The organism is Candidatus Burkholderia verschuerenii (assembly GCF_001189365.1).
GTDB lineage: Bacteria > Pseudomonadota > Gammaproteobacteria > Burkholderiales > Burkholderiaceae > Caballeronia > Caballeronia verschuerenii.
In genome coordinates this window covers 1-12,292 of sequence record NZ_LFJJ01000172.1, presented here as the reverse complement: position 1 = coordinate 12,292, position 12,292 = coordinate 1, and the positions used below count along the sequence as shown (strand labels likewise).

The following is a 12,292-nucleotide window of genomic DNA, read 5'->3' as shown; positions in this document are numbered from 1 at the left end:
GAAGTTCCAAACTCCCAGGAAACCATTCAGATCAATATTGCTTCTGGGAGTTCTGGGAAACACGATCTTCCGGCGGCCCCTTGCCACCCTTGACTTCGACTAATTCTGAAGGGCCGACTCAGTATCGCCAAGGACGGCGCGCTGGTGATGTTCTGGAGCGACGAGACCGATCCGTGCTGCAGCCAGAAGCTCGTACAGATGCGCACTTACGACGGCAAAACCTGGCAGGACAAAAGCGATACGGTGGCCGCATCCGCGCAGGCGTCGCGACCGGGGATGGCGCGCGTCAGCACGCTCCCGAACGGCAACTACTTCATGAGCTACGAGATTTGCGGCCCGCAGAATTGCGTCGCTTATTCGCGGACCTCGACCGATGGCTGGAATTACGGCACGCCCACGGACCTCGGCACGATCATCCGTTCATCGACGGGACAATATTTCGAGCACGCGCCTTCCAGTGTCTGGACGCCGAACGGCGGCGGCGCGGGCAAGCTGATCGCCGTCGGTCAGGTGCTGCACGAAGCGGACGGCAGCGTGTCGGCGCAGAACGGCCAGTTGCTGTTTGTCAATTCGGCGCTCGACGGCAGCGGCGCGTGGACGGTCGAAGCCGCGCCCGTGCCGGTGCCGACCGCCTTCGACGACCCGTGTCCCAATTATTCCGATGCGCTGCTGCCGTCCACGGACGGCAAGGAATTGCTGGAACTGGCATCGGATTACAACGCGAGTCACGTCTGTCAGACCTACCTCGGCAAGTTGCCGCAGTGACGCGACGCTTCACGCGTCAGGCGTCCTCGCGCGGGCCGAGCAGTTTCCAGCGCAGAAAGCCGGCTTCGATGTGCGCGCGCACTGGAATCGCGTCGCGCGCGTCCATCGAATAGCCGATGAAGTCGAGGCTGCGCACGGTCTCGTCGATCTCGATGAATATCTCCACGGTCTCGCCGGAGGGAATGGGCGTGGCGTTCGGCGTGCTGCGGATGTCGGTATCGCCGGATTTGGTCGTCACGCGATACAGCAGACTGCCCATGCCGATGCCGATTCCCGCGTCGTTCCGATAACGCAGATGGACCGCGAGATATCGGCCCCGACCGATTTCACTCGCGCAATTACCAGTTCCTCAGCCATTCTGGCCTTCTTTTATGGGTTGATCGCGCCCGCCGCTCGTCTTGACGGGTGAATGACGCTGCTGTACGATGTCCGCTCTACGGAACAGTAATCCGGCGAAAGGAACCGGCGAAAGGAACAGTCTATGCCGAGTCGCAAGACGGGGTCAAGGCAGGCGGAACAACAGGTTAGCGCAACTGACGACGCGCCGGAAAGCGATGCGTCGTCGGGCAAGCAGGTCATCGCGCGGGCGGCGGCCGTGTTGCGGGCGCTGGAGAATCAGCAAGGCGGCTTGTCGATCGGGCAGATCGCGCGGGCGGCGGCGCTGCCGCGCACGACGGTGCATCGGATCGTCGGTGCGCTGGAGGCGCAGCAAATGGTCATCGCCGGGACCGATGGCGTGCGGCTCGGGCCGGCGATCGCGCGGCTCGTGGCATCGGCGCATACGGATTTTGTCGGCATCGCGCGGCCGTTTGTGGAGGCGCTCGGACGGCGCACGCGCGAGACCGTGAACGTCTGCGTGTATCGCGGGCAGCATGCGATCAGCGTGGATCAGTATCTGTCGGATCAGGAATTGCGCGTGGTGTCGCCGGTGGGCACGGCGTTTCCGGTGCATCTGACCGTGCACGGCAAGGCGTTGCTCGCGCAGCGTCCCGACGACGAAATCAGGCAGCTCTTCGCCGGCAAGCTGCCGACGCGCACGCCCGCGAGCATCGACAAGATGAGCGCGCTGCTCGCCGCGATCGAATAGGTGCGCCGCGCGGGTTACGCGGTCGACGAACAGGAACATGCCGAAGGCGTGTGCGGAATCGGCGTGTTTCTGGACTCGGGATCGCACGAGCACTATGCGATTTCGCTCGGCGTGCCCGCGCCGCGCTTCGAGCGGACGCGCGAGGCGTTGCTCGCGGCGCTGCTGCAATGCAAGTCGGAGATCGAGGCGCTGCTCGGGCGTCAGCCTGCTTCGCGATTCTGCGCGACCGGCATCGCCTGACACGATCAGCCCGCGAACGCCTCCCCGCCCGGCCGCGTGCGAATGCCCGGCGCGAGGCGCGTCCACGGCAGATCGGCGGGATCGGCGACCATCGGGCCGGGCGCTTTCGCGACCAGCACCGCCTCTGCGATCGGCTCGAAATCCGCGCGGAAATGCACCGAACTCTTGTTGACGAGAATCTTCATGTCCTCGGGCTGGATGCCCGCGACGCGATAGAGATTGCGATCAAGCATCTGCGCCTTGCCCGAACTCACCGCGATCAGCACGCCATCGATACGCAAACACGCCACCGGGCCGAGTTCGGCCTGCATGCCGTTCATCATCGGGCCGTCGTAGCGGCAGCGTCCGTCCGATAGCGACATCACTTCGAAAACGCCTGCAAACGGCGCGTCGCCCGGCACTTTCGATTGCCCGCCCAGCGACAATTCCACCCGCGCACCCACGCCCGCGCGATGCGCCGCCGCGGCCGCGTCGGGATCGTAGATCAGCCCGAAGGTCGCGCCCGTCGCGCCGTTGCGCACGAGCGCGCGCAGCATTTCCATCGTGTTAGCGTCGCCGCCCGCGCCGGGGTTGTCCTGCGTATCGGCGATGACGACCGGACGGCTCGCGCCATCCGCAAGGCGCATCGCTTCGTGCACGGCCTCGTCGGGCGACAGGAACGGCACGCGCCAGGCGGCTTCGTCGTCGATCATGCGGCGATACAGCGTGTCGACGGCCGTTTTCGCCGCATCGGACGAATGCGCGTAGGCCCAGATCACCGGGCCGCATTCGGGGAAATCCGCCGCCGGAAATCCCGGCGCGAACGATGCCGACACGACATCGCCCGTCTCCGCCGCATCCAGCGCGCCGTACATGCCGCGCGACGGTTCGAGCAGCGTGCACATGCCGTTGATCGGAATCAGGAACGGCAGCCGCCGCGACGCGCGATGCAGCGTCTCGCCCGCCATCAGCCGTTCGAGCAGCGCGGCCGCGCGCGCGCCGGTGTCCGCCATATCGACGTGCGGATAGGTCCGATACGCAACCAGCGCATCGGCGTTGTGCAGCATGCGTTCGGTGACGTTCGCATGCAGATCGAGCGATGCGACGATCGGCACGTCGCGCCCGACCGCTTCGCGCACGCGCGCCAGCACTTCGCCTTCGCCGTCGTCGACGTGCTCGGCGACCATCGCGCCGTGCAGATCGAGATACACCGCATCGAAACGCTGCGTGCGCGCGGCCTCGACGATTTCGCCCGCGATGCGCTCGAAGGCATCGCGCGTGACGTGCGCCGACGGACTCGCGCCCGCCCAGATCACCGGCACGAGCGTATGCCCCGCCGCTTGCGCCGCGCGGATAAAGCCGCCTGCGGGAATGTTGACCTCGCGCAGCGCGAGCACGTCGGCGCCGCGCGACATCAGCGGAAAGCCTTCGCCGCGCTCGAAGTTTTCATAGGCCGCTTTCGACGGCGCGAAGGTGTTGGTTTCGTGCTGGAAACCGGCGATCAAAACAATGCGGGGGTTGGCGTGTGTACTCGGCAAGATGGAAACCTCTCTTTTTCGTTTGATGAGCGCACGTCAGGCCGCGCACGCCGGACGCATCGCGATCAGCACGAGCGCGCCGATGGAGAGCAACGCGACCATCACGTACAGGCCCGCGTGCAGGCTGCCGGTCGCGCTCTGCGCCCAGCCGATGATCGTCGGGCTGAGAAAGCCGCCGATCAGCCCGATCGTGTTGATGAGCGCGATCCCGCCCGATGCCGCATCGCCCTTCAGATGCTCGGACGGCATTGCCCAGAATACCGTGTAGGCGGACCACATCATCGCGGTGGCGATGGTCATGCAGGTGAGCGACATCGCCAGATCGCCGCCGAAGACAGTCGCCAGCGCGAGCGTCACCGAGCCGATCAGCGCGGGAATCGGGCTATGAAAATGCCGCTCGCCACGCCGGTCCGAACTGCGCCCGATGACGATCATCGTGATCGCGGCGGCGACGTAGGGAATCGCGGAATACAGGCCGATCTGCATCGTGTCCTTGACGCCCGCCGCCTTGATGATCGACGGCAGCCAGAAGCTCACCGCATAGATGCCGCAGATAAAGCAGAAGTACGGCACGGCCATCAGATAGACGCGCGGATCGCGCGCGACTTGCGCGAACGAATGATGTGCGCCGGACGTATCGAGTTCGGACGCGAGCAGACGCTTTTCGTCGTCGGAAAGCCAGCGCGCATCGGCGGGACGATCGGCGAGCACGAACAGCGCGAGCACACCGAACAGCACGCACGGCAGGCCTTCGACGAGGAACATCCACTGCCAGCCGTCGAGACCGTGCGCGCCGGAGAACGACGTCATGATCCACGTCGAGAGCGGCCCGCCGAACATGCCGCCGATCGGCCCGGCGAGCATCACGATGGCCATTACCTGCGCCATGCGCGCGCGGCCGTACCAGTAGGTCAGATAGAAGATCATGCCCGGCGCGAAACCGGCTTCGAAGACGCCGAGCAGAAAGCGCATCGCGTAGAAGGTCGTTTGGCTGCGCACGAACAGCATCGCCGCCGAGGTCAAACCCCACAGAATCATGATGCGGCTGATGGTCTTGCGCGCGCCGACCTTCGGCAGCAGCAGATTGCTCGGCACTTCGAACAGCACGTAGCCGAGAAAGAAGATGCCCGCGCCGAGTCCGTAGACGGCATCGGAAAAGCCGAGATCGCTCTGCATCTGCAACTTGGCGAAGCCGATATTGACGCGATCGAGATACGCGAACGTGTAGCAAAGCAGCAGAAACGGCAGCAACCGCCAGTCGAGCTTGCGATACAGCGCCGCGTGCCGTTCGGTGACGTGCGTGGAAGGAATGGCGGACAAGGGCGTTCTCCGATGAACGTTGCGGTCGTGGGGCCAACTCTTGGAATGAATTCACTTCGACAACCAAAATGCGACGAGCAAGAGCAACCGAAGTCGGCTATCGTTGCTCGCTGGGCAACGCTCCGACCTTGAGAATCCGATGCGCGAACTGAATCAGCGAAGGCTGCGGTATCGGTATTTCCACGAAGTCCTCACGCAAGGCTCGATCCGCGCGGCGGCGGACAGCCTGAACACGGCTGCATCGGTGATCACACGGCAAATCCGCTTGCTGGAGGAAGAGGTCGGCGCGCCGCTGTTCGAGCGGCAGGCGCGCGGCGTGAAGCCGACCGAGGCGGCGGCGCATCTGGTCGAATACTGGCGCGGCTGTCAGGCGCAGCAGGAGCAGTTGGAAGACCGTTTGCAGGCGTTGCGTGGATTGCAGCGCGGGCACATCCGGCTTGCGATCAGCGAAGGTTATATCGATGGCTTGATGGAAGAAGTGCTGAGCGACTTCTGCATGCAGTACCCGAAGCTCGATGTCGCCGTCGATATTATGCCCGTCAACGACGTGCTGGAAGAAGTCGCGCAAAGCCGCGCGCATATCGGTCTCGCGTACAACCCGCCCGCGCATCCGGACATCGTGTATCGGGCGACGTCGTCGCAGCCGGTCGTGCTGCTGGTCAATGCGGCGCATCCGCTGGCGAAGCGTGGCGGCGCGGTCACCATCGACGAAATGCTGCGGTATCCGCTCGCGCTGATGCCGCCCGCGTTCGGTCTCGGACAGGTTATCGAGATGCTGACGTACGCGGAAAATATCGAGGTTCGGCCGACGCTCGTCACCAATTCGCTTCAGGTGTTGCGGCAGTTCGTGACGCGCGGCGAAGGCGCGACGCTGATCGGCGCGTTCTCGGTGTATCGCGAAATCGATGCGGGCGAACTGGTCGCGCTGCCGATCCGGCATCCGCTATTCGAGGCGGCCGAGGCGCGCATTCTGGTGAAGTCGCGACGGCCGCTGTCCGGCGCGGCCGAAGAACTGCTTAGATGGATCTTGCAGCGAATGAGTCTTCGCCGCGCGATCCTGACGCGAACCGCGCTTATCTTTCCTCTGCCTGCGGCGGTCCGGACACAGCGGTCGCGTCGCCATCGTTCGCGTGAGGCCGTGCACCGGCCGACGCACGGCAACATCGAACGGATTGATCTGCGGGCCAATCGCATTCGCCTGACGCCGCAACAATTCCACCACCATCGGCAGACGATCCTCGCCGAGTCGCGACGACAGCGTGCCCACGCTCAGCGCGCCGACCGCCAGCCCGGCGCGATCGAGAATCGGCACAGCGACGCCCGCCATGCCGTCGATCAAGCCGCTATTGCGCCCCGCGTAACCCTGGGCGCGCACGCGTTCGATCTCGGTGCGCAAATACACTTCGTCGAATACGCCGTAGCTGAGCAGTCGCGGCACGTTGTAGCGGATGATTTCCTCGCGCTCCTCTTCCGGCTGGAACGCGAGAATCGCGAGACTTCCCTGTCCGACGCCGAGCGCCACGCGCCCGCCCACGTCGCCGGTGAAGGAGCGGATCGGATACGGGCCTTCGCAGATATCGAGGCACACCGCGTCGAAGCTGCTTTTGACGAGCAGAAAGATGGTGTCGCCGAGACTCGCGCACAGCCTGAGCAAGGCCGGCCGGCACAGCGCGCGCATCCGGCTCGGATTGCCTGCGCGCGCCGCCAGCGAGAAAAAATCCACGCTCAGCCGATACCGCTTGCTGCCTTCGTCCTGCTCGACCACGCCTTCGGCGATCAATGATTGCAGGATGCGATGCACCGTCGCCTGCGTGAGTCCGACGGTTTTCGCCAGCGCGGTCACGCGGCTGCCTTCGGCGTCGCTGTCGCCGAGCGCTCGAATCACCGCGAACGCGCGTTGCAGCATGCCCGCGCCGGGCGTTCCGTTTTCTTCGTCCGATGCCTTCATTCAAGCCTCATTCGTTTCATTCACCGGAATCTTCCGGAATGCGCGCTTACGCGTTCGATCTGCCGTCGATGCTAACCGAAACCGCAATTCCCCATGAATTTCAGGAAATACCCAAGCCGCACTCAGCGAAATGCCGATGCCATAGTAACGCGATCTATTTCGTTTAATGGAATCAAAACTAAGATTTAGATCGTTCAATGGAATTTGAAATTGACGCCCGGAAATTTGGCTGGCTAGAGTCGGATCATCGGAATCAAACGAACTTAAGTGCGGTGCGCGATGCACCGAAGGAGCAGGCCATGTCGTTCCTCACCTTGACGGATCTGTCGAAATCGTTCGGCGAATTGCACGCGGTCGCCGACGTCAACCTGTCGGTCGAGAAAGGCGAGTTCGTGTCGCTGCTCGGACCGTCGGGCTGCGGCAAGACCACGACGCTGTAGATGATCGCGGGCTTTATCGAAGCCACGCGCGGGCGCATCACGCTCGATGGCCGCGACATCACGCATATGCGGCCGAACCGGCGCGGCCTCGGCATCGTGTTTCAGAGCTACGCGCTGTTTCCGCATATGAGCGTCGAGCAGAACGTCAGCTTCGGTCTGGAGATGCGCGGCATCGACAAGCGCGAACGCGCCGACCGCGTGCGCGAGGCGCTGTCGCTGGTGCGGCTCGATGCCTTCGCGCATTGCTTTCCGCGCGAGTTGTCGGGCGGACAACGGCAGCGCGTGGCGATCGCGCGCGCCATCGTCATCGCGCCGCCCGTGCTCCTGCTCGACGAACCGATGTCAAATCTCGACGCGAAGCTGCGCGAGGACATGCAGTTCGAATTGCGCGGCATCCAGCGCAAGATCGGCACGACGACCATCATGGTCACGCACGATCAGTCGGAAGCGCTGTCGATCAGCGATCGCGTCGTGGTGATGGAAGCCGGACGCATCACGCAGGTCGATACGCCGTATCGCGCCTACGAGCGGCCGGAGACGAGCTTCGTGTCGCAGTTCATCGGCAAGGCCAACATGCTGCGCGGCAAGATCGTCGCGCGCGATGGCGACGCCATTCGCATCGACCTCGGCCACGATCTCGCGGAAACCGGCACGACCGCGCAATTGCCGGAGCGCGAGCGCGCCATCGGCGTGGGCGACGCGATCACCGTCTGCATTCGTCCCGAGAAACTCCGGCTCGGCGCGGCGGGCAGCGGCCGTTTGGCCGGCCGCGTGACGAGCCGCTTCTTCCTCGGCAGCCAATGGCTTTACCGGCTCGACAGCCGCGCGGGCGAAATGCTCGTGTGCTGCCAGAACCACGGCGACGAACCGCTCGAAGAAGGCGCGCAAGTGGGCATCGACTGGAGCGCGGAATCGCTGCGATTCATTCAGCAGGAGGCCGTCCGTGGATAGCACCTTGCGCACGTCCGAACCCACTGCATCGACGGATGCGAAGCCCGCGCGCCGCGCCGCGTGGCACGCCTATCTGCCGATGTGGATGATGAGCGCGCCCGCGCTGCTGCTGTTCGCGGTGCTGGTGATCGTGCCGCTCGCGATGACGCTCGCGCTCACGCTATATCGCTTCGATCCGAACTCGGGCCCCGTCGCCGCGTTCGATTTCCACAACTACGCCGAAGTCCTCGGCTCGTCGTACTTCCACACGATCTTCGCGCGCACCTTCGGCATCGCCGCGCTGGTGACGCTTCTGTGCGTCGTGATCGGCACGCCCGAGGCGTACATCCTGTCGCGCATGGGCGATCCGTGGCGCTCGATGTTTCTGCTGGTGATTCTCGCGCCGCTGCTAGTATCGGTCGTGGTGCGCGCGTTCGGCTGGAGCATGCTGCTCAACGTGAACGGCATCGTCAATCAACTGCTCGGCGTGTTCGGCTTCGGGCCGTACAAGCTGCTCTATACGACCTTCGCGATCGTCATCGCGCTCGTCCATGTGATGCTGCCGTTCATGGTGATTCCCGTGTGGACGGCGTTGCAGCGCATCGATCCGCAGACCGAAAACGCCGCGCTCTCGCTGATGGCCTCGCCCTTCACGACGATGCGACGCATCGTGCTGCCGCAACTGGTGCCGGAGATTCTGTCGGGCAGCCTGATGGTGTTCGGCCTCTCCGCGAGCGCCTTCGCGATTCCCGGCCTGCTCGGCGGACGGCGGCTGAAAGTTGCGGCGACGACCGTCTACGACCAGTTCCTCAGTTCGATGAACTGGCCGCTCGGCGCGACCATCGCGGTGCTGCTGCTCATCGCCAATCTGGTAGTCATGCTGACCTACTACCGCGTGCTCGAGCGCCGTTACGCGCGCAGTATGGGTTGAACGAGGGCGAACATCATGCGTAAAAACGGTCCTGTCGCACTCGCCTTCCATACCGTCGTGATCCTGTTCGTGCTCGCGCCGCTGCTGATCGTCGTGCTCGTCGCGTTCACGCCGGAAGAAACGCTGACGCTGCCCACGCGCGGTTTGTCGCTGCGCTGGTTCCGCGCGATCCTCGATTATCCCGACTTCATCTCCGCGTTCTTCAACAGCGTGAAGCTGGCGTTCGCGTCGGCAACCTTGTCGCTCGTGATCGCGCTGCCGGCGGGACTCGCCATCGGCCGCTCGCGCTTTCCGGGACGCGGCTTTCTGAATGCGCTGTTGCTCTCGCCGCTGGTGATTCCCGGCCTCGTGCTCGGCATCGCGATGCTGCGCTTCTTCGCGCTGATCGGCGCGACCGGTTCCTTCGCATGGCTGGTGCTCGCCCACATGATCGTCATCACGCCGTTCGTGATGCGTCTCGTGCTCGCCTCGGTGAGCGGGATGGATCGCAGCATCGAGCACGCGGCGTCATCGCTGGGCGCGAATGCGTGGACCACGTTCCGCCGCATCACGCTGCCCGCGATTCTGCCGGGCATCACGGGCGGCTGGCTGCTCGCGTTCATCAACAGTTTCGACGAACTGACGATGTCGGTGTTCGTTACCTCGCCGCAAACGGTGACGCTGCCGGTGCGCATGTACGCGACCGAATCGATCGATCCGATGATGGCGTCCGTCTCCGCGCTGGTGATCTTCATCACCACCGGCGCGATGCTGATCCTCGATCGCGTCTACGGGCTCAATCGCATTCTGATCGGCCAGCACTGAGATATCTATGAGCACCATGACGCATCGCGCGCCGCAGTTCGTTCGTCTCGTCGAAACCGAACGCGAGCGCGTTCCCTTCGTTCTCGATGGCGTGTCCGTCGACGCGCTCGCGGGCGATACCGTGCTCACCGCGATCCTCACGCAGCAACGCCACGTGCGCCGCAGCGAATTCGGCGGCACGCCGCGCGCGGGCTTCTGCCTGATCGGCGCGTGTCAGGACTGCTGGGTGCGCGCCGAAGACGGCATGCGGATGCGCGCCTGCTCGACGCGGATCGAAGCGGGCATGCGCATCGTCACGAATCCGGAGGGCGCGCGATGAGCGATATCGGCGATCGGCCGCGCGTGGTGATCGTGGGCGCGGGACCGGCGGGCATCCGCGCCGCGCAGACACTCGTCGCGGCGGGCATGCGTCCCGTCGTCATCGACGAAAACGCGCGCTGGGGCGGGCAGATCTATCGCCAGCCGCCCGCCGATGCCGGTTTCGCGCGCGACAAGGCCGCGCTCTACGGCTTCGAGGCAAAGAAAGCCGCCGCCGTTCACGATGCGATGGCGCAACTGCTACCGCGCATCGACTATCGGCCGGATACGCTCGCGTGGGCCTGCGAGCCGAACCGGCTCGATACGCTGCACGCCGGGCGCGAGGCGAACGTGCCGTTTTCGCATCTGATCATCGCGAGCGGCGCAACGGATCGCATCGTGCCGCTGCCGGGATGGACGCTGGCGGGCGTCTTCACGCTCGGCGGCGCGCAGGTCGCGTTGAAGGCGCAAGGCTGCGCGATCGGCGCGCGCGTCGTTTTGGCGGGCACCGGGCCGCTGCTCTATCTCGTCGCCTATCAGTACGTGAAAGCGGGCGCGCAGATCGCCGCCGTGCTCGATACGAGCCCGTTCGCGCGTCAGATCGCCGCCGCGCCGCGCATGCTGAATCAGCCGTCGACGTTCGCCAAGGGCGTGTACTACGTCGGCTGGCTGAAGGCGCGCGGCGTGCGTATCGAACATGGCGTGACGCTCGATGGCATCGACGGCACCGATGCGGTGCAGGCGATCCGCTGGCGTTCGTCGCGCGGCGAAGCCCGCACGCTCGCGTGCGACGCCGTCGGCATGGGCTTCGGCCTCAGGCCCGAAACGCAACTCGCCGATCTCGCCGGATGCCGCTTCCGCTTCGATCCGCTCAATCGCTGCTGGCTGCCCGAACGCGATGCCGCCGGGCGCAGTTCCGTGCGCCACGTCTATCTCGCGGGCGATGGCGCGGGTATCGCTGGCGCGGATGCCGCCGAACGCGCGGGATGCCGTGCCGCGCTCGCGCTGCTGGAGGACATCGGCGTCGCCGCACCGCACGACGGCCTCGCCGATGCCGCGACGCTCGATCGCGAACTCGAGCGCATCGCGGCGTTTCGCGCGGGCATCGAGCAGGCGTTTGCGCCGCCCGAGCATCCGGCGCGTCACTGGCCCGACGATCTCGTCGTCTGCCGCTGCGAGGAAGTCACCGTAGGCACGCTGCGCGCGTGCATCCGCAGCGGACTCGCCACCGAAGTCAACCGGCTGAAGGCGTTGACGCGCATCGGCATGGGTCGCTGCCAGGGACGCATGTGCGGCGAATCGGCGATTGCGCTGCTCGCCGCCGAAACCGGCCGGCCGCCCGCCGATGTCGGCCGTCTGCGCAGTCAGGCGCCGATCAAGCCCATTCCCATCACGCCGATGCTCTACGACGACGGCGTGCAGATCCAGCCCGAGGAAGCGCACGATGAGTAACGCCCGCCATTACGACGTGGTGATTGCGGGCGGGGGCTCGTCGGTTCGTCGGTTCGTCGACGGCGCTCGCGCTCGCGAAGCAGGGATTGCGCGTCGCGCTGATCGAACGGCGCTTCTGCGGCGCGCAGGCGAGCGGCGTGAATTACGGCGGCGTGCGCACGCAGGGACGCAACGCCGAACAGATGCCGCTCGCGGTGCGCGCGCGGCGCGTCTATAGCCGCTTGCCGGAACTGATCGGCATCGACGGCGAGATCATCGTCTCGGGCCATTTGCGGCTCGCGCGGCGCGACGCCGATCTCGACGTGCTGCATCAATGGTCGGCGATGGCGCGCGAGCACGGCGTCGAATCGCAGGTGATGAGCGGCGACGCGTTCCGCAAGCGCTATCCGTGGCTCGGCGCGGCGGCGATCGGCGGGTTGCTCTGCCCGGGGGGGGGCCCCGCCCAACCCCGGCTGGGGGGGCCGGGGTTTGCGCCCGCGGGGCGGGGCGCGGGCGGGGGCGGGGGCGGGGGGGCCGGACACGCCGGACTCGGCCTCGCCGGGCCGCGCGTCCCGCGGCGCG

At 65.6% G+C, this 12,292-nt stretch carries 8 protein-coding genes and 5 pseudogenes; 9 read left to right on the top strand and 4 right to left on the bottom strand.

Annotation, left to right across the window (positions count from 1 at the left end):
* The first annotated feature begins 144 nt into the window (after positions 1-144).
* Complete coding sequence (locus BVER_RS22745) at positions 145-765, top strand: hypothetical protein (protein WP_157056172.1); 621 nt, start codon at positions 145-147, stop codon at positions 763-765.
* 16 nt (positions 766-781) lie between these two features.
* Here the strand turns inward: BVER_RS22745 and BVER_RS22740 are convergent, their stop codons facing one another.
* Positions 782-1,024, bottom strand: coding sequence for a hypothetical protein (locus BVER_RS22740; RefSeq protein ID WP_050455209.1), 243 nt, complete (start codon positions 1,022-1,024; stop codon positions 782-784).
* Positions 1,025-1,246: 222 nt separating this feature from the next.
* On the opposite strand from BVER_RS22740, the pseudogene BVER_RS22735 reads away from it, so the two are divergent.
* Positions 1,247-2,092: pseudogene (locus BVER_RS22735) on the top strand (IclR family transcriptional regulator).
* A gap of 5 nt (positions 2,093-2,097) precedes the next feature.
* Here the strand turns inward: BVER_RS22735 and BVER_RS22730 are convergent.
* Positions 2,098-3,609: a M81 family metallopeptidase gene (locus BVER_RS22730; RefSeq protein ID WP_050455208.1), complete on the bottom strand. Its 1,512-nt coding sequence runs from the start codon at positions 3,607-3,609 to the stop codon at positions 2,098-2,100.
* A 36-nt stretch (positions 3,610-3,645) separates the two neighbouring features.
* Positions 3,646-4,929: an MFS transporter gene (locus tag BVER_RS22725; RefSeq protein WP_050455207.1), complete on the bottom strand. Its 1,284-nt coding sequence runs from the start codon at positions 4,927-4,929 to the stop codon at positions 3,646-3,648.
* A gap of 139 nt (positions 4,930-5,068) precedes the next feature.
* Between BVER_RS22725 and BVER_RS30505 the strand changes: the two are divergent.
* A pseudogene (locus tag BVER_RS30505) lies at positions 5,069-5,974 on the top strand (LysR family transcriptional regulator); the annotation flags it as partial.
* 69 nt (positions 5,975-6,043) lie between these two features.
* Here the strand turns inward: BVER_RS30505 and BVER_RS22715 are convergent.
* A pseudogene (locus BVER_RS22715) lies at positions 6,044-6,877 on the bottom strand (IclR family transcriptional regulator); the annotation flags it as partial.
* 299 nt (positions 6,878-7,176) lie between these two features.
* Here BVER_RS22715 and BVER_RS22710 point away from each other — a divergent pair.
* From BVER_RS22710 to BVER_RS22685, 6 genes and pseudogenes are all read left to right on the top strand, one after another.
* A pseudogene (locus BVER_RS22710) lies at positions 7,177-8,268 on the top strand (ABC transporter ATP-binding protein).
* A complete protein-coding gene (locus BVER_RS22705; protein WP_050455205.1) occupies positions 8,261-9,178 on the top strand; it encodes an ABC transporter permease in 918 nt (305 codons plus the stop codon). The pseudogene BVER_RS22710 and the gene BVER_RS22705 overlap by 8 nt, the downstream one beginning before the upstream one ends.
* Before the next feature lie 15 nt (positions 9,179-9,193).
* Positions 9,194-9,982: an ABC transporter permease gene (locus BVER_RS22700; RefSeq protein ID WP_050455204.1), complete on the top strand. Its 789-nt coding sequence runs from the start codon at positions 9,194-9,196 to the stop codon at positions 9,980-9,982.
* Positions 9,983-9,998: 16 nt separating this feature from the next.
* Entirely contained in the window at positions 9,999-10,301 is a 303-nt protein-coding gene (locus tag BVER_RS22695; protein ID WP_050455212.1) for a (2Fe-2S)-binding protein, read from the top strand.
* A 5-nt stretch (positions 10,302-10,306) separates the two neighbouring features.
* Positions 10,307-11,731: an FAD/NAD(P)-dependent oxidoreductase gene (locus tag BVER_RS22690; protein WP_050455211.1), complete on the top strand. Its 1,425-nt coding sequence runs from the start codon at positions 10,307-10,309 to the stop codon at positions 11,729-11,731.
* Positions 11,724-12,292, top strand: a pseudogene (locus BVER_RS22685) (NAD(P)/FAD-dependent oxidoreductase); the annotation flags it as partial. The gene BVER_RS22690 and the pseudogene BVER_RS22685, both read left to right, overlap by 8 nt.